Origin of the sequence: Paenibacillus sp. LX16 (assembly GCF_036252815.1) — a bacterium.
Taxonomy (GTDB): Bacteria; Bacillota; Bacilli; order Paenibacillales; family Paenibacillaceae; genus Paenibacillus; species Paenibacillus polymyxa_B.
Genome location: NZ_CP141152.1, coordinates 2,313,925 through 2,337,374 on the forward strand (window position 1 = coordinate 2,313,925; position 23,450 = coordinate 2,337,374).

A 23,450-nucleotide genomic window follows, 5' to 3' on the forward strand; every position below is an offset into this window, starting at 1 on the left:
GATTAGTATGAATGATATTATTGTGCAAGCCAGCGAGCTAAGACGCACAGGGCAAGCAGAGGAAGCGCGAGAGCTTCTATTGAAGGCATTAGAACAGCAGCAACATGATGGAGAACTGTGGTATCAGACAGCTTGGACGCATGACTCACTGGGCTTGGAGAGGGAGGCGGTTCCCTTTTATGAAAAAAGCCTAGGTATGGCACTATCCACAGAATCAAGGAAAGGAGCCATCCTGGGATTAAGCAGTACATATCGTGTATTGGGAGATTACGCCAAGGCGAAAGCGTGGTTGGACACAGGAATGAACGAATTTCCGGATTACAGACCGTTTCGGGTATTTTACGCGATGGTGTTATACAATCTGGGGGAATACGGGAAAGCCATGCAGGAGCTGCTAATGGAGGTGGCTGAGACGACCTCGGATTTATCTACACAGGAGTACTCACGTGCTATTCAATATTATGCAGATAAACTGGATCAGATCGAGGCATAGGTGAACCGGAGTGAGAGCATAAGCAGTAACGTATATATATGCTCGTACATAAAAAGATCACAGTCAGAGAGCAGTAATTCTCTTCCCTGACTGTGATCTTTTACTGTTTATTGTTTAGCTATAGGGTCCGTAACTTGAAGAGTTATATAACTGTGATTACTGCGCACCTTCAGTAACGGCGATTTCTTTTTCCAGGTTTTCTCTGGACAGGTTGGCCTTCAAGTAATCCGGTGTATCGGGTAGTACAAGATGCAAATTGGATTTTTGACAAATGCGGATGGTGCACTTTTCGACGGTAAAATCAAAGACATGCCCACCCCCAGTGCGTTCATCGTTAATAAAATGCAGATGAAATCCGGCTACCCCAATACCTTGAGCATAGGCAGGTGTCCAAAAACCTGTAATCACTCCAGAAGCGTCGTTAAAAGAGAACGTGGGCTGTGATTTGGTCGCCTCAATAAAAGGTTTGTAAGGCTTCACCTGGTGAGGGACGGTACGTGTTTTTACTTCACGAAAAACGCCATCCATACGGAAGGCATAGAACAGATTACGGCTTGGAAACAACTTTAACAGCAGGGCTTCCAACTCTTCGCGATGCATGGGGCGGTCAATAGTATATGTGAAATCTTCATGAAAAAAGGTGACGGTGGAAAAAGGTGTGGTTTCTTCCGGTTTTACGCGATGGGCCGTACCGTCTGGAAGCAAGTGATAGAATTCACCATCGAACGCGATCATCTCGCCATTCAGTTGATCAAAGGTACCAATTCCGAAATCCCCGTGCTTTTGCAACTCCTCAAAGGCAATAACTCCATCATAAAGACCATCTAATAGAGCAAGCATAGTGGACGTTTGGTAAATATCATGATCAGTTTCTTGCTTGGTTTCCAGTCCTGCAACGGTCATGGTAATACACTTCCTTTTGTAATTGTATGCATTTATTTTCTTTCTTTTTCAATAATAAACGTAAAGTTTCAGTGAATAACATGAATAACTCAAAAAAATCATAAAAAAAACGTTATACTCCAAAATTGTCATAAAGCCGTCACGAGTGAGACATGGTTAAGGTTAGTTTAATTGGTTAGGCAGCAGTTTACGTCCCAACTGGATGTTATCCTGGTAATCAATCGGAATATCGACAACCACAGGACCATCGGTATGAAGTGCCTGCTGCAATACACTTTCTAGTTCTTCAGGAGAGTGCACGCGTAATCCAGTGGCCCCGAAGCTTTCAGCATATTTCACTACATCAACATCTCCAAATTTTACACCAGACGTTCTGCCATATTTAATCTGTTGTTGAAATGCGACCATGTCATAGGTGCCATCTCTCCATACGATATGCACTAGCGGAGAGTTAAGACGTACAGCGGTTTCGAGCTCCATGGATGAAAACAGAAATCCTCCGTCTCCAGAAATAGAAACGACTTTTTGACCGGGATTGACGAGTGTGGCAGCAATCCCCCAAGGCAGTGCTACGCCTAACGTCTGCATCCCGTTGCTGAATAGAAGGTGACGCGGCTCATACGAACGGAAATATCGTGCCATCCAAATGTAGTGTGAGCCGACATCACAGGTGACTGTGACATTATCGTCAATCAGGCTGCGCAGTGTGCGAATGAATTGTAATGGATGAATCAGATAATCATGCTTGCGCACAGGAACAGCAGCTTGCTCGTTCAGATCATGGCGAAGACGATTTAATTGGCTGCAGGAAGCTTTAGATAGCTTTAAGGTAGGCAATTCTTCTGCAAGGCTACTTACAATCAGGGCTATATTTCCGATAAGCTCGTAATCCGGTTGATAATCATGATCAATATCTGCTTGATGATCATCCAGATGAATGAGTGTTCGGTTTGCAGGAATGTTCCAGTTTTTTGGATCATATTCAATAGGATCATAGCCTATCGTCAGTACCAAATCTGCGGCTCCCAGAAGCATGTCACCCGGCTGATTATGGAACAGACCGACTCTTCCAAAATAGTGACTTTCCAGTTCACGGGAGATGGCTCCAGCGGCCTGGAAGGTTTCGACAACAGGCAGATCTGTATCTCGGATGAGAGCACGGATAGCTGCGGTGGCTTCAGGCGTGCTGGCTTTCATGCCGAGAAGAAGTACGGGCAGCTTGGCTTTTTTGATTTGCTCTGCGACTTGTTTGATGAGTCCGGCGGGTGCGGTTCCGAGTTGGGGAAGAGAAACCTTCTCAATGACTGTTACTTCAGATGACGAAGTCAACACGTCCTGCGGCAGGCTGACGAATGTGGCTCCAGGCTGGGCTGAGGTCGCAATTCGAAATGCATTAGCAATTGCTTCCGGTACATTATCAGGATGTTCTACTTCTACACTGTATTTGGTGATGGGTTCGAATAGTCCGGCGTTATCCATAGATTGGTGCGTGCGTTTCAAGCGTTCGGATCTTGGGACTGCACCCGCAATGGCGACGACAGGATCACTTTCTGCATTAGCGGTGACAAGTCCTGTCGCCAAGTTAGATGCGCCTGGACCTGAGGTAACAATGCATACGCCCGGTTTACCGGTTAATCGACCGACTGCCGCTGCCATAAAGGCGGCATTTTGTTCATGACGACATACGATCAATTCGGGCCCCCGATCTTGAAGAACATCAAAAACAGAATCGATCTTGGCACCTGGAATGCCAAAAATATGGGTAACCCCTTGCTTGATCAAGCAATCGACAACAAGGTCGGCTCCTTTTGTATCGGATATAGTTTTAGTTTGAACAGCTTGCACTTTTGTACTCAATGCTACCACCTCTTCTTCTTCTCTGTGAAATAACTAATGAAATACTTTTAATGTAAATCAATGGATGTATATTGCAATTATAATACAATAACTGGTATTTTCAAGAAAGAAATTTTCAGAAAAAAGGAGAAAAATACATAAAACGTTTTCAAAGTTTGATCTATCACGGAAAATTAAAATTGTGGAATTTTCTTGTGGTGTCGGTCATCGAGAAGGTATAGAACAGATCTGTCCCAAATGGAGGCAGATCATTTTTATCCGCTCACATGATAAAAATCACTTTCCTCTACAAAGGATAGCGGTTACAATGTAATTGTTGTTAACGTAAACATTAAATTTAAGGTGAAGTAATCCAGCTTGCAATGATGTACAGGTATCGTATTATAGCTATATTATCTTATGTAATCACGAGACCTGCTATGTGGTGGAGAATGTTATTGTTGAAAAACAAGTAGAGCATGAACATTTTTGTTCACGTTAACAATTTATTGGGTAACACGATTATAGAAGGGATGAGAGAGTAATGACTAAAGCGTTTTTAGACGAAAACTTTTTGTTGAGCAATCCAACGGCTGAAATCTTGTACCATCAGTACGCCAAGGATATGCCGATTATCGACTATCATTGCCATTTAAGTCCACAAGAAATTTATGAAAATAAAGCGTTCAAGAATATTACGGAAGCCTGGTTGTACGGAGATCATTACAAATGGAGACTGATGCGGGCCAATGGGGTTGAAGAACGCCTGATTACGGGAGATGGCGAAGATTATGACAAATTTTTGGCTTGGGCCAAAACCGTACCTACACTGATCGGTAACCCACTGTACCATTGGACCCACTTGGAGCTTCAACGCTTTTTTGGTGTCTATGAGCTGCTGAATGAACAGAACGCACCAGTGATCTGGGAAAAAGTAAACCAAAAGCTGCAGGGAAAGGGCTTTGGCGCACGTGATCTGATTGTGAACTCGAAGGTAACTGTGGTGTGCACCACTGATGATCCGACAGACCATCTCGAATACCACAAACAAATCAGCAAGCTGAACGATTTCCCAGTGGCAGTGCTGCCAAGCTTCCGCCCCGACAAAGCTTTGGAAATTAATCGCGAAACTTTCCAGCCTTGGGTGGCTCGGTTGGGTGAAGTCAGCGGACTGGATGTTTCTGGCCTGGAAGGATTTTTGAATGCGCTGGCGAGCCGGGTGCGCCATTTCCATGCTGCCGGAGGTCGGGTATCTGATCATGCCCTCGATACTGTTGTCTATGAAGAAACGACACTGGAGGAAGCAGCAGCCATATTCAGCAAGGCGCTGGAGGAAGGTCATGTGACTCCTGTAGAGGAGGCGAAATATAAATCGTACGTTCTGGTTTTTCTTGGAAAACAGTATGCAGAACATGGCTGGGCAATGCAATATCACATTCACGCGCTGCGTAACAACAACACGGCTATGTTCCGTCATTTGGGACCGGATACAGGCTATGATGCCGTAAATGATGGCTCGATCGCACGTCCATTGGCGGCATTGCTGGACGCACAGGAGCTGGCAGGAGGATTACCGAGAACTATTTTGTATTCGCTTAATTCGGTTGATTATCCAGTACTGGCAAGTCTCGCAGGCTGCTTCCAATCTGGTGGAACTGTAGGGAAAATCCAGTTTGGTACTGCATGGTGGTATAACGACCACATCGAAGGTATGCAGGAGCAGATGAAGCTACTGGCTAACTACGGAGTGCTGTCCCGCTTTATTGGTATGCTGACGGATTCCCGCAGCTTCCTATCCTATACACGCCATGAATATTTCCGCCGTATACTCTGTGACTTAATTGGGACGTGGGTTCAGGAGGGTAAGGCGCCTGAGGATCTGGAACTGCTCGGAGCCATGGTACAAAACATTTGCTACAATAACGCTGAGCAATATTTTAATTTCCCAACGGTTGTTCATAGTAAGTGAAGTTATTGCCTAGGTGAGAACTCACTAACCTCATAAAAAATGGCTCTTGCCAGGAGCTTGTTTCAAAACTCCCGGTAAGAGCAATTAAAAATAAAATAGTTATCAACTGAGGATTTTGCAAAAATCTCATAAGCGACTTCCAATGAACAAGATATAGATCGAAATGGTTTAGTTCGTCTATATTTTGCACTTCGGAGCGACTGGAATCGAATTTTGCAAAATCCTGAACTAAATATGTGAAAATAATTACAAACATAGAGGAGTGTGTAGGTATGGGAGTGCCTATCGTGCAGGAGAGCGTCCAACCTGACAACAAGACAGGCGAGCTTATTAGCCTGAAAGAAAAGATTTCGTATGGTATGGGTGACTTTGGAAACGGATTCATGTTTGATTTGGGACAGTTGTATTTGCTGAAATTTTTTACAGATGTAGCTGGGGTTTCTGCAGGAGCCGCCGCAGGTATTTTCTTGGTCAGCAAGCTGTTTGCCGCCGTCTGTGATCCCATTGTCGGGTCCTTTGTTGATTACCGCAAACATATCGGTACACGTGGAAAATTTAGACCTTTTCTTATCGTTGGAAGCGTTATCCTTGCAATTCTTACGATCCTTACCTTTATTTCGCCGAATATTTCACCCACAGGCAAACTCATTTACGCCTATGCGTCCTATATGATCTGGGGGATCGGCTACTCTATTGTAAACATTCCATACGGCTCGCTGGGCGCCGCCATTACGCAGGATACTCATCAGCGTGCCTCATTGTCATCTTTCCGTCAGGCGGGATCGCTGGGCGCATTATTCGTCACCAGTGTCGTTGTCATGCCACTTATTTTACTGTTTCCTAACCATCATGTTGGCTATCCGGTTGTGATGGGGATTATGTCACTCATTGGTGTGATTGCTTTCATCATATGTTACCGAGGAACGAAAGAACGCATTGTTAGCCAGTCCGGGCCAAAAGAGAAGCTATCTATAGGCGTTATCGTGCATACCTTTACGAATAACAAGCCTTTACTGGTACTCGTTTTGATGACGATTTTCACCATATCCGCGTACAATATTAAGTCCGCACTGCTGATCTATTTTGCCGAATATAACTTGGGGCATGTAGAATTAATGGCTTATATGAATTTTATTATTATCGGTTCGTCGCTACTGGGTGTGTTGTTCCTGCCCAAGCTGGTACGGCGCTTCGGTAAACGTAAAACAGCCATACTGGGGATGCTGGTTAGTGTCATTGCCGACTCCATTAACTTTTTTATGCCTTCAAATGTATACATTTTCACAATCCTGGCCAGTATTTCGTTCATTGGTATTAGTATTCCTAATGGGGTTACCTGGGCCTTCGTGTCCGATATTATTGATTATGGCGAATGGTCATCCGGGGAGCGTAAGGAAGGGATTACTTACTCACTATTTAACTTTTCACGTAAATTGGCTCAATCCTTGTCTGGCTTTCTATCGGGCATTGGACTAGCGCTCATCGGGTATGTTCCGAATGTGGTTCAGTCCTCGGGAACGCTGCTTGGGATCAAAGCCTTGCTTTGTCTCTATCCGGCTGTTGCTTTGGCTTTGGCCATGCTGGTGATCGGTAAAATGTATAAGCTGACGGACAGCAGACATGCAGAAATGGTTCAAGAGTTACAGCGTCGACATGCGGATAAACGCGTATAATTTGTGAAAGTCTTCTTTTCCGGGCGGCTCCTGTGGTATGGTGGGTATATAATTTTTTTAGAGCCTCACTAAGGAAAGGATACGTATATGGCAGCTACCATTAAAGACATTGCCAAATTGGCTAATGTTTCCCATACAACCGTCTCCCGGGCGCTCAATAATAGCCCGCTGATTAAAGAAGATACGAAACGCAAAATTATGGAGTTGGCAGAGCAACTCAATTACATTCCAAATTTTAATGCCAAAAGCCTGGTTCTCCAGCGCTCGCATACGATTGGCCTGTTTTTCACCAGTATTTCAGAAGGCACCAGCTCCAGCTTTTTTGCGGATACCATCCGTGGAGTTAATCATGTCATCGGGGTGGATTACAATCTGTTTGTGCGAGGGATTGACGATTACGCCGATTTTTCGGCCATTCACCGCAAGCGTTTTGATGGTATCATTCTGATGAGCCAGAGCGAGGCAGACAACCCTTTTATTTATCATGTGCTCGGTCAAGGTATTCCGCTTGTTGTACTGAATCGGCAGGTGTCCGGGGCGGGGATTGTAAATGTGATTTCAAATGATAAGGAAGGCTCCTATGAAGCAGTCTCCTTTCTCATTGAAAGCGGGCATGAACGTATTGCGATCATCGAAGGGGTAGAAGGCTTTAAGTCTACCCAGCAACGCCGTGAAGGTTTCATGAATGCATTAATTGATAGTGGTAAGCCGATTCGACATGAATATATCGTGCAAGGTCATTATGATACTGAAAGCGGAAGCCAGGCAATGAAGCAACTGCTTTCCTTGCAGGAGCCACCGACAGCGGTATTTTGCTCTAATGATGATATGGCTATTGGGGCAATGAATGCGGTATTCGAAAACGGCTTGAAGGTACCAGAGGATATCTCTGTCATTGGTTTTGATGATATCGGATTCTCAATGTATACGACTCCACCATTAACAACGGTCAAAAGACCGATTGAGCAGATAAGTGAGCGCGGAGCCGCCTGCATTCTGGAACGAATTCAGTCACCGTCCAATGAGGGTGAGCTTATATTTATGGAGACCGCGCTCATGAAGCGGAAATCAACGGCAGACAGACCACGCTGAGTTTTGTTTGATTAACAGGCAGGACAAATGGGCAGAAACCATGCTAGATATATGGTTTCTGCCCATTTTAGGTTGAAATGCGTTCTGCTTCATCTGTATTTAACGAAAGAGATTGGTCTTAGCCAGTTCAACAATCTCGTCACCGCGTCCGTTCAGCATCGCTTTCATCATCCATAGTGTAAAGCCTTGTGCTTGTTTAAGATTAATTTTGGGTGGCATAGATAGCTCCTGACGGTTCACCACCACATCTACCACAACAGGACCGTCATGAGCCAATGCTTGCTGAATGGCATCCTCCAGCATGGTCGGATCTTCAACCCGGATGCCCTTGAGTCCCATGGCTTTCGCTACAGCACCAAAATCAGGATTCACCAGTTCAGTGCCGTTTTCCAGGAATCCGGCCGCTTTCATTTCCAGCTCGACAAAACCGAGAGCGCCATTATTGAAAACAATGACTTTAATAGGCAGCTGATGCTGCTTCAGGGTGAGCAGGTCGCCCATCAGCATCGTGAGTCCGCCATCGCCTGAGAGGGCAATCACTTGTCGGTCAGGCTCAGTGGCCTGCGCTCCGATTGCCTGCGGCAGGGCATTTGCCATCGTGCCGTGGTTGAACGAGCCGAGAAGCCGACGCTGTCCGTTCATCTGCAAATAACGCGCCGCCCATACAGTGGGAGTACCGACATCACAGGTGAAAATAGCATTTTCCTGCGCGGCGTCACTGATGACCTTGGCGAGATATTGCGGATGGATCGGCGTATGACCTGGTTTACCGATGGCAAGGTCATCCAACTCCTGGCGTACCTTGGTATAGTGGGAGACGGTTTTCTCTAGATGCTTGGAATCATGCTCTGACGTTAAATGCGGTAGCAGCATTTCCAATGTGGCTTTTACATCTCCACATAAACCATACGTCAACGGAGTACGTCTGCCGAGATGGGCTGGCTCTATATCTACCTGTAGGACAATCGCATCTTCAGGGTAAAACTGTCTGTAAGGGAAGTCTGTTCCGAGCATAAGCAGGACGTCACAATCCATCATCGCATGGTACCCGGAAGAATACCCGATCAGTCCCGTCAATCCAGCATAATAAGGGTTGTCATACTCCAGATATTCCTTGCCTCGTAGAGCGGATACCATGGGGGACTTTAGCTTGTCACATAGCTGCATGAGCAAGTCGTGAGATTGTGCACAGCCGGCGCCGCATAGTAACGTAATTCGTTTGCCTTTATTCAAATATTCGGCCAGTCGGGAAATTTCTGAAGCTGACGGGTGCACTACAGGTGCAGTGGGATGGTAGACATGTTCAGGGACGGGTACCTTTTCCGCCTCCAAAGCTGCTACATCACCGGGAAGAACAATGACGGATACACCTGAGCGTGAAATTGCCTGTTGAATGGCCATCGTCACCGTTCTGGGAATTTGTCGCGGTGTCGTAATAACCTCACAGAAGTGACTGCATTCTCCGAAAAGATGCTCAGGATGGGTAGCTTGAAAATATTCACTTCCGATTTCGTCGCTTGGAATATGAGCGGCAATAGCCAGTACAGGCACCCGATTGCGGTGGCAATCATATAAACCATTAATCAGATGTAAATTTCCGGGACCACTGCTTCCAGCACATACAGCAATGCTGCCACTAAGGTCAGCATCTGCTCCAGCTGCAAAGGCAGCCACTTCTTCATGCCTTACATGAATCCACTCGATTTGACCGTTGCTGCGAATGGAATCAACCATATTATTTAGAGAATCTCCAACAATGCCATAAATCCGCTTGACCCCTGCATTGACCAAAACTTGTACAATAGCATCTGCGATTGTCTTCATAGATGTTCCTCCTGCCTAGTAAGTAGTGTTATCCTGCCCGTGCTTTCTTGCGTCTATTCTTCTGAAATGTATATAAGAACAAGGTCTCGGGATAGGGTGATAGTTAGCCTTAACCGTCTTGGATCAGATGCGAAACAACAGAAAAAGGGCGATATACTTGCAGATTTTTATATAAACGTATATGTTAACGTGTTCATATTATTGTCATTATTATTTTTTTAAACTAAAAATGTTGATAAAACTATTTTGTTAACGTGTGCATTGTGATAAAATAATGATGAAATCATTATGGTAATTGTGGGAGGTTACTCCGGATGAAACAAGTAGATGAATTAGACCAATTAAACAGAAAAAGCTTTATTGTTACTGAACCATATCCCGAGAGGGTGCTGCAATTCGGGGAAGGGAACTTCCTGCGTGCTTTTGTAGACTGGCAATTTGACAAAATGAATAAGCTGGCAGAATGGAATACGGGAGTTGTGATTGTACAACCGCAGCCAGGAGGCCTCGTGAAGAAGCTTAACGAGCAGGATGGCCTGTATACGGTTATTCTTGAAGGGATTAAGGATGGGAAGGCCATGAAGGAGCATACCGTTGTGGAGTGCGTCACTCGTGGGATTAATCCGTACGGTTCGGACTTTTTGGAGTATGAAGCATTATCCCAAAAGCCGGAGCTGCGTTTTGTCGTGTCGAACACGACGGAAGCGGGAATCGCTTATGCCCCAGAGGATCAGCTAGAAGATCGTCCGCAAAAGAGCTTCCCAGGCAAACTGGCCGCCTTTCTGTACAAGCGCTTTCAATTTTTCAGGGGCGATCCGAGCAAGGGGCTGGTGATCATTCCGTGCGAGCTCATCGACCGTAATGGAGACGCTCTCAAGGAAATCGTACTGAAATATGCGGACCAATGGAAGCTTGGGGCTGAGTTTATTGCATGGTTGGAGGAATCGAATACGTTCTGCAACAGTTTGGTCGATCGGATTGTACCTGGTTATCCCAAAGACCGGATTCATGAAATTCAATCAGAATTGGGTTACAAGGACGATTTGGTTGTTGTGGGCGAACAGTATCATTTATGGGTTATTGAAGGGCCACAGTGGCTTAAAGAAGAATTACCTGCTCATTTGGCCGGATTGAATGTACTGATTGTCGACGATATGGCGCCATACCGTACACGGAAAGTACGCATTTTGAATGGAGCACATACGGCGCTTACACCTGTAGCTTATTTATATGGCCTGGACACGGTGGGGCAGGCGGTCGAGCATGATATTATGGGAAACTTTATCCAGTCGCTGATTCGAGAAGAAATTATTCCGACGTTGGACTCGCCAGAGGGTGATTTGAATGTATATGCCGACGATGTTATTGAACGATTCCGTAATCCATATGTAAGTCATTATGTCATGAGTATTGCGTTGAATTCGGTGTCTAAGTTCAAGACACGGAATTTGCCATCTTTGCTCCAGTATGTGGCACAACGTAAGGCGCTGCCTGTAAAAATCGTATTTTCACTGGCGTCCTTGCTCGTATTTTACCGGGGTGACAGAAATGGCGAGTCGATTGTGTTGGCAGACGAAGCTGAAGTGTTGGGTACGTTTGGTGAACTGTGGAGTCGATATGACGGTACTCTCGCCGGGGCGAAGCAATTGACTGCGCTGGTACTTGGCCGGCAGACATGGTGGGGTCAAGACCTGAACCAGATCGAAGGGCTGGCTGAACAAACGGCACAGCACGTGTATGAAATTACAAGCAGAGGAATGAAGGAGACGCTCGATTCTCTAACCGGGAACAGCGTGCCCAGAGCATAAGCAAGGAGGAGACCGGAATGCTGGAATTCATTCAAATTCATGATCAAGATAACGTGGCTGTCGCCTTGCGTGATTACAAGCAGGGAGAGACACTGGCGTGGGGAGCACAAGAAGAACAACGGGTGGAGCTTGCCGAGGATGTAGCACGTGGGCATAAAATTGCCTTGCAGGATATAGCTGAAGGTGGGCATGTTCTGAAATACGGATATCCCATCGGTCATGCCATTCAGCCCATTCAGGCAGGTCAGCATGTGCATACGCATAATACGAAGACGAACCTGACAGGCGTGGAGGAGTACACTTATAAGCCTAAGCCAGCTCCTCATTTATATGAACAGGAGAGCCGTACGTTTCAAGGTTTTCGGCGAAAGGACGGTCGTGTGGGGATTCGCAATGAGTTGTGGATTGTGCCGACGGTCGGCTGTGTGAACGGGATCGCTGAACTTATTTTAAATCGTTTCAAGCAGGAAGCGGGAGATATTTCACCTTTTGAAAATGCACTTGTGCTCAAGCATAACTATGGTTGTTCTCAGTTGGGTGACGATCATGCACATACACGCACGATTTTGATCGATGCCGTGAAACATGCGAACGCAGGTGGCGTACTTGTACTGGGTTTGGGCTGTGAGAACAATGAAATGAAAGAATTTAAGGAAGCCATCGGGGAATATGATTCGGAGCGGGTAAAGTTTTTGCTTTCCCAGGATGTGTCGGATGAAGTAGAGGAAGGGGTAAGGCTGCTCCACGAAATTTTTGCGGCCGTGCAAGAAGATCGACGGGAACCTGTACCTTTGTCTGAGCTGAACATCGGCTTGAAATGCGGTGGTTCTGATGGTTTATCGGGTATTACTGCCAACCCACTACTCGGACGATTGTCGGATTATATGGCCGCGCAAGGTGGAACAACGGTATTGACAGAAGTACCTGAAATGTTCGGGGCGGAGACGATTTTAATGGAGCGCGCTGCCGATGAGCAAGTATTTAATAAGATTGTACATCTGATTAACGATTTCAAACAATATTTTCTGGATTACAAGCAGCCAGTATACGAAAATCCGTCACCGGGCAATAAAGCAGGGGGCATCACGACACTGGAGGATAAATCACTGGGCTGTACGCAAAAATCCGGGTCTTCCACGGTCACTGATGTCATTCAGTACGGGGAACGTCTCAAGACCAAGGGACTCAATCTGCTCAGCGCGCCGGGCAACGATCTAGTGGCATCTTCAGCTCTCGCCGCAGCGGGCTGCCAGCTCGTCATTTTCACAACCGGACGCGGTACGCCGTTTGGCTCCTTTGTTCCGACGATGAAGGTCTCAACCAACTCGCCGTTGTATAAGGCTAAACCTCATTGGATCGACTATAACGCCGGTTCACTCGTGGAGGATGTCAGTATGGAAGATGCGCTCCGCAACTTTGTCGATTACATCGTCGATGTAGCCAGCGGAACCTGGGTGAATAATGAGAAAAACAATTTCAGAGAGCTCGCTATTTTTAAAAACGGTGTTACGTTGTAAAAGGCTGTAGTGTAAGGGAGGCGGAATTATTCCGCTTCCCTTTTTGTGTTTGTATGCTTCTAAAAAGGCATGTTAGACTTACTGCAAAACATGCAATATCGATTTTTAAATGAAGGGGGTAGTACAAGTGCAAAATGAAATTGTTGCTTATCGGGAAGAAAATCATGATCAACTCGTTGATATTTGGCAGCGGGCTGTACGCCGGACGCACACATTTTTGTCGGAAGAGGACATTCAATTTTATCATCATATCGTAGGCAATGGTGTTTTAAGAGAACTTGAAGTTTGGATGGAATGGAATACAAGTCAAGAACCAACAGGTTTTATCGGGCTGGACGGATTGAAAATAGAGATGCTGTTTGTGGACCCTGAACGGCATGGGCAGGGCATAGGCAGCCGACTCATCCAGCATGCTGAAAAAATAAAAGGGAAGCATCTCAAAGTGGACGTGAATGAGCAGAACGAGAAAGCGTATGCTTTCTACAGACATTACGGCTTTGTACAAACGGGGCGATCTGCACTGGATGGATCAGGTAGGGCATTTCCTTTGCTTCACATGGAATTGAACAAGTGAACGCTCCACTTTCATCGCTATTTTAAAAACTGGAATATATTATCATAATGCACTTGTCATATGTTTGATTTTATGATATAACTTAATTACGTAATAAATACGTAATTAAGTTATTTTTAGTTAGGATTTAGATCTTACTTTTGTTTGGTGAATATAAAAAGTCGGACAAGGAGGCGGGAACGGTGGATGATCTTGTTCACTCCGACATCACAGATCTAGACACACTTGTTAACATGATTAAGCTGTCTTTTTCATTTGCGGATGGTGCCAATATGATTGTTTTATGCGATCGGCTGTATAGCCAGGTCAACCAAAAGTATCAGGAATTGCAGCTCTACAAAGCGCGCAAGAAACCTATACAACCCATACATACCAAACGGCCGCTAGTCTACTACTACGGCTACAGTCATCTCATGAAAGGCATGGCCTTCCAAAAACAGGGCAAGTATGAGGCCGCTCGCGATTGCATCGAAAAATATGCAGAATTGGGCTGGTTTAATGGTCTTGATCAATATGGGGAAGCAGAGGTCGAATATTACCGCTATGCTGCCAGAGCTAATTTGTATGCTCTTGATATTTTGACAGGTCATGCCGAAGTGTTGCAGGAATACATCCAATTTCTTCGTAACAATCCGGAAGAGCTGTTACCGGGGCTTCTTTCCATCGTTGAGGGAGCGTCGAGATACGACTATCCTTTAGAGGCTGTGCTTAAATCATTTGCCGAACAAATTGAAGGTTTTAAATATTTTGAAGAGCCTGTGAATGTATCTTATTATTTTCGCTTCTGCTATCAACTGGCTCTTTATTATATCAAGCAACAACAGTTTACGGTTGCGTTGGGCTATATCCTGCAATCTCTCATGCTGTCCGATACTCTGGGTATGGAACATGAGCATGAGTTTAGGAAATGTACCGCTATATTTGAAATTTTCAGATCCCAAGCTACAGCAACACAGCAAGACCAATATATAACTATTTTAAAAGGAGTGTTAAAGGATGAAAAAATTGATTTTACGCCCTCTGTCGCTCAGTCTGTTTAGCTTGCTAGTGTTTGTTACAAGTCATGACCTCATCACGGTGTTTTATCATGGAGCCAATCATTAAGAAGGCAGAAGTAAAGTGGAAAATTAGTTGTTTTTGCAGGTAGGCAGTTGATTTGAAAATATGATGTGGAAGTACACCCAATAGCAAGTAAGCTCATTAAGATCAGGGCTCACTTGCTATTTGGTGTATTATGAAGACCGATCATAGCGTATATATAACGTGGCACATGTCCCAAAAATATTTAAGCTATTGTAGGTTTATGCAGCAAACCTTGTTCTGATGGATGCAATGAAATTCTTGTCTGTTGGTAAACGGGGAATGGTTCTTCCGTACTGTATGATCTGCTTTTTAACGCTGCATCCAGTGCCCGTAGCAAGGAACCAATGAATTGCTCTGGAGAAAAGAAAATGCTTTTCCCGACCATATGAATGTGAAGCTCGTTATGGTCACGGTTGCTTACAGACAGCAATAAACCTTGCCCCTGAAAACCCGTACCGATGGCGCGTATTTTGTTTATACCCGAGAGTAACATTTCTGTCTTCACCGCACGCCCCTGTTCCTCCACAAATACAGAAATCAGGCGTTTGTCTGTAACGATAACAATTTGGTTACCCCGAAATGTATGACTCAGGTGTAGAAAATCTTTATATACCCCAATAGTCTGCTCATGCGGAGAAACAATCCCCATCCGTACAAACTCCTCCAGCTCAGTGACATCGGGTTCCTGATGATTTTTAATACGTTTTTTGATACTGAACTGAATAGTCAGGATACCCAAGATAGCTATGAGAAAAGCGCTAAGTCGGACGTTAAATATAAAGAACATCAGGACAATAAGGCCGCCTACTAACCACTGTCCCCAAGTTAGATAGCGCAGCTTTTGTTGTACCGTACGGCGATAATAACCGTAGCCCTTTCCTGGTTGATACTCTTTAGTAAACTTTGTCATGCCACGCATCATGGTTAATCCATAGACGGATAAAATTGTCATCGCGAGCGCCAAGAGCGTCATAAGCCATTCCTGAGCTGCAATGCCAACTAAAGTACACAGGCCAAACATGATGAGCCCCGCCCAGCAGGCAACCCTTTTAATTCGAACCTGTTTCTGAATCGAACGAACCAATTCTTCCATTCTTAATCCTCCTGATCTAGGTATATAGGTAATGATTGGAATCACATATAGTCTTATCGTACCATCTGATAGTCTTTTTCGTAAATTAATAGATGTAAAAATCCAAAGGCTGGAAGAAAACTTGTGCGTATAGTCAGATCCCCACCTGAACTTTAGATACCAAAATCAAAAAATCCAGTACTACTCATTCGAAGTAAAAGCCTCTAAAATAATAAATGTAAGTGCTTACATTACAAAGAAGGGAGGTCTTCGTATGAGTACAGGATGGAAGAATCCGCAGCCACAGCCGCCGATTCGATCGCGTAGAGGAGCATCACTAGCGCGCAAATGGGTTCAACAAAGACATTTGCAGACTATGGCGCTGCTTGGGGTGGTTTGGATGATTATTTTTCATTACATTCCGATGTACGGGATATTGATTGCTTTCAAACATTTTGACATCATTGGTACCCTATCAAGCGCGCCTTGGGCGGGATTAGAGCATTTTCGGGCCTTTTTGGAGGATGATAACTTTTGGTACATTGTCAAAAACACACTGGGCATCAGCTTGCTTAAGCTGGCGATCGGGTTCCCGTTGCCTATTGTATTTGCTCTGTTCCTAAATGAAATACGATCTACTCGGTTCAAAAAATCTATTCAGACCATTTCGTACCTTCCTCACTTTTTATCTTGGGTCATTCTTGGCGGGATCTTAACAACGTGGCTGGCAGATACCGGGATGATCAATCAACTGTTGCTGGCCTGGGGGTGGATTGACCAGCCAATCAGTTATTTGGCAGAGCCGAGCTATTTTTGGGCTATCGTCGTTAGCTCGGATATTTGGAAGGAGCTTGGGTGGTCAGCCATTATCTATTTGGCAGCCATGGCGGGCGTATCTACGGACATGTACGAAGCGGCCACCATTGACGGAGCCGGACGGTTTCAGAAAATGTGGTACGTCACACTACCCGCTATCAAGGGGACAATATCCATTTTATTTATTTTGGCGGTCAGCGGCATATTAAACTCCAACTTTGATCAAATTCTCGTCCTGCGCAACTCGCTGAATGAAAGTGCAAGTAATGTAGTTGATATTTATGTATATCAGGTGGGTATTCAGCAGGGCCGCTTCTCGTATTCTACTGCGGTGGGTTTGCTGAAATCGGTTCTTGCTCTCATTTTGCTGCTAATTGCCAATTCGGTGACCAAGCGGGTGAATAATACATCCCTATTTTGAAGGAGGACGGCTGCATGCAGCTATTGCAACGCAGAACAGCAGGCGAAGCGATATTCGATTTCGTGAACAACGTCTTCATGCTGATCATTTGTTTTGTGACGTTGTATCCGGTGTGGTATGTGCTGGTGAACTCCTTTAACGAAGGAGCAGACGCTATGCGGGGCGGCATTTACTGGTGGCCGAGGGTCTTCAGTCTGGGCAGCTATCAGGCTGTGTTTGCCAACAACGGTATTATGACCGCGATGGGGGTGACTATTGCCAAGACGCTAATCGGCACGATTGTTCATGTGTTTTTTACCGCCATGATTGCATATGCATATTCCCGTAGGGAGCTGATCGGCCGCAAGCTGTATATGCTGATTGGCACCATTACCCTGTTTTTCGGTGGGGGATTGATTCCAACGTACTTGCTGATTCGTGATCTCGGACTGCTGGACAGCTTTTGGGTGTACATCATTCCTGCGATGTTCAGCTTTTTTGACCTCATTATTTTTATGGCTTTTTTCCGAGAACTGCCGGATGCATTGGAAGAGGCGGCGAAAATAGACGGTGCGAACGATTTCGGTATCTTTTGCCGGATCGTGCTTCCTGTTTCTATGCCGGTAGTAGCGACGATTGCGTTGTTTCATGGAGTATACCAGTGGAACGATTATTTTACTGGAATGATCTATATTAATAATACGGATCTTCAGCCGATTCAAACGTATTTGTACCGGGTTGTTGCTCAATCCAGCTCTAATCAGATGATGGCTGCTGCACCGGGGGTCGTTGCCCAGTCCGTCACTTCGCAATCGATCAAGCTGGCGACGATGGTTGTGACGACGCTGCCCATTGTACTGGTATATCCTTTTCTGCAAAAATATTTCGTCAAGGGTCTGATGATCGGCTCGATTAAGGGATAGCACATCATCCAAGGGGGAGATTTATAATGAACATTCGCAAATGGCAGAAGGGGCTGTTGGCTTCTGTTCTGCTGGTGGGTTTGCTCGCGGCATGTACGTCCGGTGGAGGCGGTACTGTCACGGAATTACAGGACGAGAAGACCAAGGCTACGGCAGATGCACCGGGATGGAAGGCGGATATGGAGCCGATTACGTTTGACTGGTATTTGAACTTTTCCTGGTTCCCGAACAAGTGGGGGACGGATATGACCTCGAAGTATGTTACGCAAAAGACCGGGGTCAGCGTCAATTTTATCGTACCCGCAGGAAATGAAAATGAAAAGCTCAACACCATGCTGGCCTCCGGCAAGCTGCCTGATTTTGTCACGCTTGGTTGGGGAGAGGACGCGGTCAAAAAAATGATTGAGGGCAAGATGGTGCTTCCGCTCAACAAGCTGGCCGAGAAATACGATCCATATCTGATTAAAATAGCTGATCCGGCGAAAATGTCCTGGTATCGCCAAACGGACGGGAATGTATACGGGTATCCTAACGCTTCTTCTTCACCACAGGATTATCAAAAATACGGCCAAAATTTTGTTTCCAACCAGACGTTTATGGTTCGGAAGGATATGTACGAGGCGATCGGCAAGCCGGATATGAGAACACCGGAAGGATTTTTGAAAGCGCTTCAAAAAGTGAAAGAGAAATTTCCGGAGGTGAACGGTCAGCCTCTTATCCCGATAGGATTTCATGAATTTACAGATAACGGAAATTATTCTTTTGAAGACTATTTACTCAATTTCCTAGCCATTCCTCATGAAAAGGACGGCAAGCTATACGATCGTCGTTCGGACGAAGAGTATATTCGCTGGCTCAAAACATTCCGTCAAGCCAATGAGCAGGGCCTGATCGCCAAGGACGTATTTATCGACAAACGTCCGCAAATGGAGGAAAAGGTGGCACAGGGCCGATATTTTGCCATGTTATATCAGCGTTCCGACTTTGCCACGCAACAGGTAATGTTATATGCGAAGGACCCGAACTCCGTCTATATCGCGGTGGATGGACCTTCGAACAGTAAGCTGGACCCGCCGACGCTGGCCGGGCCGGGTATTTCCGGTTGGACGGTGACGCTTATTTCGAAGGATGTCAAAGACAAGGAGCGGGCTATTGAATTTCTGACTTATCTGATTAGCGAGGAAGGAAATCGCGACCTGTATCTGGGAGAGCAAGGCAAGCTGTGGGACATGGTTAACGGTAAGCCAGCCTTCAAGCCGGAGGTGCAGGAGCTGCTGAACAAGGATCGTTCTGCTTTTGATAAAAAATATGGCGCCTCCTTCACCTTCTGGATGCTGATGGATACGAATATGAATTTGCAGTGGGCGCCGCCCAGCGTCGAGCCGTATAAGCAGCCAGAGGATTGGACGAAAGGCAAGACGAAAGGCTTCTCCCAATACGACAACATCAAACCGACCGGAACTTCGGCAGAGGGCATTGCGTCAGGCCAGATAGATAAAATTTGGGGCAAGGCATTACCGAAGCTGCTGCTGGCTTCCTCAGATGAGGAATTCGACCAGCTGTTTGCTCGCTTTTTGGAAGACCGCAGAAAAGCAGGATATGACAAAGTTATGGCCTATCAGCAAAAAGCATATGAGGAAAACCTTAAGAAAATTGAACAGTTCACCAAATGATTTAATTCAATGACTTAATCTATTGAACCCCTAAGGATGTGATTACATGCCAGGCCGTGCACGTTCACAGATGAAGAGCCTGCTGCGCCACACGATATGGCAGTGGATGAAGGGTACGGCCGATCGGCTTGGCGGCTGCTCCCTTCAAGTTAAGCTCATTGTCGCGTATATCGGCGTCATTTTAATCCCGGTGGTATTATTCTCGCTATATACCTTTCACCAACTGTACGAGAATACCATGCAAGACATCACCGTACAAAATCAGTATGTGTTGGATACAGAGCTGGCCCATATTCACAGCAATATGGAAATTATGGAGCGGACCGCACAGCTTGCGATCTCAGATCGCAACGTACTTCGTTATCTGACCGAGGAACGTGAAATAAGCAGCGATGAGCTAGTCCAATTCAACTTGAATGTGTTTCCAAATTTACAGCACTTGCTGTACAGTAATCCCAATGTAGAGAACATTCGACTGTATACGAATAATCCCCAGGCGCATGAAATATGGCCGATGATTTTTAATGAATCACGATTGCCTAAGGCTTCCTGGCTGAAAACGGCCCAACTCCGACAAGGGAAAATATGGTGGGAAATGTACAAGGGGCCCAAAAGCTTACTTCTGGGGCAATCCCGGCAGGAAAGTGAGACAGTGCAGTATATGGCACTGCTGCGTGAAATTCAGTCTACCGGAGGAAGACACGCAGGGTTGGTAGAAACAAATATGAGGCTGGAGCTATTTTCACCTCGAGTATTTGGAATCCCACAACGTGATCGCGCATGGCAAATGTTCATTCTGGACGGCGACGATTCCAGCTCACGGAACGCTGACAAACCAATGTCTTCTACCAATATAGCTACAGCTTCCTCTCAATCAGATTCACTTTCGATCCCTCTGTCCCATGTGCACCATCTGTTTCAGTCCCGTGTTAAGGGACCGGGTGGTGTTTTTGATTTTTCCTATGAGAATAAGCCTTATCTCGGTATGTACCGTTATATAGAAGGGTTGGACGCCTATTTGCTAAATGTGGTGGCGCTGGACGGTCCGCTGGGTGATCTCCGTCAGAAACGCAATGCCATGCTACTCATTATTTGTATGCTGATTTTGTTTATGTCCGTCATTTCTTATACCCTGCATGCCTTCATTCTCAAGCAGCTACATACACTGCGTGAATCCATGAAAAAAGTAGAGCAGGAGGGTGACTTTCAGCTTAGAATTCCAGTATATGGGCAGGGAGAAGTGGCTGAGCTGGCTCTATATTTTCGTAGTCTGCTGAGTCGGATTAACGGACTCATTGCCGAGGCAGTACACAAGCAGGCCGCTGCTCAGGAGGCTGAACTGCTAGCGCTCAAGCATCAGATTGATTCCCATTTTCTCTATAATACATTGGAAAATTTAAAAATGATGGCGGAGATAGAACGACAGTATCCACTGTCGGACGCCCTTACCTCCCTTGGCTCGATGATGCGTTATAATCTCCAATGGTCCGGGTCGTGTGTTGCGTTGCGGGATGAAATCCGCCATATCCAGCATTATGTGGCCATCATGAACATTCGCCACGATAACCAAATTGGATTGGAAATTCATCTATCGTCGGCGTTTATGGAACTGGAGATGCTGAAAATGTCGCTGCAGCCTGTAGTCGAAAATGCTATCAAGCACGGTTGGAGTACATTGCAAAGCCCATTCAGCATCACGATTGAAGCCTGCTCTAAGCAGGATATCATAGAATTGCGTATACAGGATAACGGAGTGGGGATATCTGAAGAAAGAAGAAACGCCATCATGGCTGGTCTAGCGCGAACGGATATGGATTCCCACGAGCCCGGGATGAATGGGGGAATCGGTTTGTATAATGTGCATCGCCGTTTAAGTATGCAGTATGGCGAAGAGTATGGCATAAGACTGGACAGCATCCCCGGACAATCGACGACAGTGACCCTAATTTTGCCTAGACGTTACATGATGAGGGGGGCGGACCATGACGACCAAGCTGTTGATTGCGGATGACGAGAAAAATATTCGAATGGGACTTCAAGCCATGATCGAACGGGAATTTTCCAGTCTCTATGAATGTGTACTGGTCAAGGACGGAAGGGAAGCCTGGCAGCATGTGAAGCAGTTTTTGCCCGAGTTGGTGATAACGGATATCCGTATGCCTGTTATGGATGGCATTATGCTGATGCAGCATATTCGCGAGCTGGAGCCGGAACGCAGACCTTTGGTGATCATTCTCAGTGGATATGACGAGTTCCAGTATGCGCGCGAAGCGATTCGCTGCGGGGCACGGGAGTATTTGCTCAAGCCTATCGTAAGGGAGGAACTGTTCGGTGCGCTGGCAGTTTTGAACGAGGAATTGAAGCAAAGAAACCACCTCACATACGATAATGTTGTCAGCGTAGAGAAAGATAGACTGGCTGGTGCGAGTGTCATCGCCGATAGAAACGGTAGCATGACACGTGCTATCCAATACATCCATGCTCATTACAGCGAGGATTTAAATATGGCAGTAGTATCCAATTCAGTATCCTTGAATTATACGTATTTTAGTCAGGCTTTCAAAGCCTATACAGGCCTTAGCTTTGTTCAATATGTAAAAAGGCTGCGCATTGCAGAAGCCAAAAAGCTGCTGGAGTGTCAAGGGGGCAAGATTTATGAAATTGCGGCTAACGTGGGTTTTGACAACGCAAAGCACTTTAACAAAGTGTTTCGTGAGCTAGAGGGGATGACCCCGCAGCAGTTTCGAGTGCAGAATCAAAAGGGTAATTAGTTATAAAGAGGCGGAAAACTTGCCTGCCTTTTTACCCTTATCCTGATATAATAAACGTAAGCATAACCATGGCCTTCGTCAGAGAGTTTGTACACAATCACACGAATCGCCGAACGGAAGGGGAGAGCATATGGTTATTTATGAAACGGACCAAGCTTATATCATGACAACGCAGCATGACCATGCCCATATTTCGGGTGAGTTGGCTTCACAATGGGAAGAGAGTGCCTTCAAGAATAGACGTCACAAGCAGGATTTTGTATATGCAGCAAGGGAGCATGATCGGGGTTGGATACAGTTAGACGCTGCTCCTTTCTGGAATGATCATTTGTCTGCACCTTATACATTTATTGATTTTCCGCTCAATCCGCGTTTTGTTTTCTATCGTCTTGGGATTGATGAAGTCGAACAAAGTAATACGTATGCGGCGTTGCTGTGTAGCTTGATGTACAAGGAGCTAGTCGGACGGACCGAGCATCAAAACGCTCAGGACAAGCAAATTACGCACGCTTATCAGGAAGCGGAGGCACAGCGTCGTCAGAGGCTCAAACAGGAGCTGGCATGTGGCGTAACCTTCGACCATCAAGTGCGGACGGATGTACGGAGAATGTTGTTTTGCGACGAATTGAGTCTGTTTTTGTGCAGTCGAGAGCCGGGTACGCCTACAGCAGATTATGAATGGTTTGCTGAAGGTTTGAGCTTCCCGGCTGTTCGACATGAAAGCGGGCGAGTTTGGGCCGAGTGGCTGTCGGATCAGACTGTAGGTCTATCCTTTTTTCCTTTCAGGGGCAAGGTAGGGATTACTCATACCTTTAAGATGGTGGACAAGGAGAAAATTCGTACCTTGGGTCTCCTAGAGGCTTACCGTTCTTCCGAATGGACGCATCGAACCTTTACCGTTGAACATATCATGGAAGTAGAAGAACATAAGGAGAATGCCTGACCGTCTACGGATACAGCCTCGAACAATATTTTGTTCGTAGACGCAGAAAAAAGTCAGAGCAAAGCCTCCCTGAACCATGA

The 23,450-nt window shown here is 45.8% G+C and carries 18 protein-coding genes; 14 read left to right on the forward strand and 4 right to left on the reverse strand.

Annotation, left to right across the window (positions count from 1 at the left end; genetic code table 11):
* Nucleotides 1–7: 7 nt before the first annotated feature.
* Nucleotides 8–493, forward strand: coding sequence for a tetratricopeptide repeat protein (locus T3H97_RS10710; RefSeq protein ID WP_328802486.1), 486 nt, complete (start codon nucleotides 8–10; stop codon nucleotides 491–493).
* A 156-nt stretch (nucleotides 494–649) separates the two neighbouring features.
* Here T3H97_RS10710 and budA read toward each other — a convergent pair whose 3' ends face one another.
* Nucleotides 650–1,396 (reverse strand): acetolactate decarboxylase, encoded by a 747-nt coding sequence (budA, locus tag T3H97_RS10715; RefSeq protein ID WP_250244853.1) that lies wholly within the window; start codon nucleotides 1,394–1,396, stop codon nucleotides 650–652.
* 162 nt (nucleotides 1,397–1,558) lie between these two features.
* The gene (gene alsS / locus T3H97_RS10720) at nucleotides 1,559–3,262 is read right to left on the reverse strand and encodes an acetolactate synthase AlsS (RefSeq protein ID WP_328802487.1); all 1,704 of its coding nucleotides are present in this window, start codon (nucleotides 3,260–3,262) and stop codon (nucleotides 1,559–1,561) included.
* Nucleotides 3,263–3,776: 514 nt separating this feature from the next.
* On the opposite strand from alsS, the gene uxaC reads away from it, so the two are divergent.
* The 3 genes from uxaC (at nucleotide 3,777) to T3H97_RS10735 (ending at nucleotide 7,966) form a co-directional block, all read left to right on the forward strand.
* Nucleotides 3,777–5,201, forward strand: a complete 1,425-nt coding sequence (gene uxaC / locus T3H97_RS10725) for a glucuronate isomerase (RefSeq protein ID WP_328802488.1) — start codon at nucleotides 3,777–3,779, stop codon at nucleotides 5,199–5,201.
* Nucleotides 5,202–5,473: 272 nt separating this feature from the next.
* Nucleotides 5,474–6,874 carry an MFS transporter gene (locus T3H97_RS10730; protein WP_328802489.1) on the forward strand — a complete coding sequence of 467 codons (1,401 nt, stop codon included), beginning with the start codon at nucleotides 5,474–5,476 and terminating at the stop codon, nucleotides 6,872–6,874.
* 87 nt (nucleotides 6,875–6,961) lie between these two features.
* Nucleotides 6,962–7,966, forward strand: a complete 1,005-nt coding sequence (locus tag T3H97_RS10735) for a LacI family DNA-binding transcriptional regulator (RefSeq protein ID WP_103047795.1) — start codon at nucleotides 6,962–6,964, stop codon at nucleotides 7,964–7,966.
* 99 nt (nucleotides 7,967–8,065) lie between these two features.
* On the opposite strand, the gene poxB is transcribed toward T3H97_RS10735, so the two are convergent.
* Nucleotides 8,066–9,790: a ubiquinone-dependent pyruvate dehydrogenase gene (gene poxB, locus T3H97_RS10740; RefSeq protein ID WP_328802490.1), complete on the reverse strand. Its 1,725-nt coding sequence runs from the start codon at nucleotides 9,788–9,790 to the stop codon at nucleotides 8,066–8,068.
* 314 nt (nucleotides 9,791–10,104) lie between these two features.
* Between poxB and T3H97_RS10745 the strand changes: the two genes are divergently transcribed.
* From T3H97_RS10745 to T3H97_RS10760, 4 genes are all read left to right on the forward strand, one after another.
* The gene (locus T3H97_RS10745; protein ID WP_328802491.1) at nucleotides 10,105–11,598 is read left to right on the forward strand and encodes a tagaturonate reductase; all 1,494 of its coding nucleotides are present in this window, start codon (nucleotides 10,105–10,107) and stop codon (nucleotides 11,596–11,598) included.
* A gap of 17 nt (nucleotides 11,599–11,615) precedes the next feature.
* The gene (locus T3H97_RS10750; RefSeq protein ID WP_013310046.1) at nucleotides 11,616–13,115 is read left to right on the forward strand and encodes a UxaA family hydrolase; all 1,500 of its coding nucleotides are present in this window, start codon (nucleotides 11,616–11,618) and stop codon (nucleotides 13,113–13,115) included.
* 127 nt (nucleotides 13,116–13,242) lie between these two features.
* The gene (locus tag T3H97_RS10755) at nucleotides 13,243–13,689 is read left to right on the forward strand and encodes an acetyltransferase (RefSeq protein WP_103047792.1); all 447 of its coding nucleotides are present in this window, start codon (nucleotides 13,243–13,245) and stop codon (nucleotides 13,687–13,689) included.
* A 182-nt stretch (nucleotides 13,690–13,871) separates the two neighbouring features.
* Nucleotides 13,872–14,729: a DNA-binding protein gene (locus tag T3H97_RS10760; RefSeq protein WP_190299151.1), complete on the forward strand. Its 858-nt coding sequence runs from the start codon at nucleotides 13,872–13,874 to the stop codon at nucleotides 14,727–14,729.
* A gap of 245 nt (nucleotides 14,730–14,974) precedes the next feature.
* Here T3H97_RS10760 and T3H97_RS10765 read toward each other — a convergent pair whose 3' ends face one another.
* Complete coding sequence (locus T3H97_RS10765; protein WP_328802492.1) at nucleotides 14,975–15,865, reverse strand: hypothetical protein; 891 nt, start codon at nucleotides 15,863–15,865, stop codon at nucleotides 14,975–14,977.
* 253 nt (nucleotides 15,866–16,118) lie between these two features.
* Here T3H97_RS10765 and T3H97_RS10770 point away from each other — a divergent pair, with 253 nt between their 5' ends.
* The 6 genes from T3H97_RS10770 (at nucleotide 16,119) to T3H97_RS10795 (ending at nucleotide 23,370) form a co-directional block, all read left to right on the forward strand.
* Nucleotides 16,119–17,081 (forward strand): ABC transporter permease, encoded by a 963-nt coding sequence (locus tag T3H97_RS10770; RefSeq protein WP_103047789.1) that lies wholly within the window; start codon nucleotides 16,119–16,121, stop codon nucleotides 17,079–17,081.
* Nucleotides 17,082–17,095: 14 nt separating this feature from the next.
* A complete protein-coding gene (locus T3H97_RS10775) occupies nucleotides 17,096–17,983 on the forward strand; it encodes a carbohydrate ABC transporter permease (RefSeq protein ID WP_103047788.1) in 888 nt (295 codons plus the stop codon).
* Between the two features lie 26 nt (nucleotides 17,984–18,009).
* On the forward strand, nucleotides 18,010–19,656 hold the full coding sequence (locus tag T3H97_RS10780; protein ID WP_328802493.1) for a type 2 periplasmic-binding domain-containing protein: 1,647 nt from the start codon (nucleotides 18,010–18,012) through the stop codon (nucleotides 19,654–19,656).
* A 46-nt stretch (nucleotides 19,657–19,702) separates the two neighbouring features.
* On the forward strand, nucleotides 19,703–21,667 hold the full coding sequence (locus T3H97_RS10785; protein ID WP_328802494.1) for a sensor histidine kinase: 1,965 nt from the start codon (nucleotides 19,703–19,705) through the stop codon (nucleotides 21,665–21,667).
* Nucleotides 21,639–22,427, forward strand: a complete 789-nt coding sequence (locus T3H97_RS10790; protein WP_328802495.1) for a response regulator transcription factor — start codon at nucleotides 21,639–21,641, stop codon at nucleotides 22,425–22,427. Before T3H97_RS10785 ends, T3H97_RS10790 begins: the two co-directional genes overlap by 29 nt.
* 130 nt (nucleotides 22,428–22,557) lie before the next feature.
* Nucleotides 22,558–23,370: a DUF3891 family protein gene (locus T3H97_RS10795; protein WP_328802496.1), complete on the forward strand. Its 813-nt coding sequence runs from the start codon at nucleotides 22,558–22,560 to the stop codon at nucleotides 23,368–23,370.
* Nucleotides 23,371–23,450: the final 80 nt, after the last annotated feature.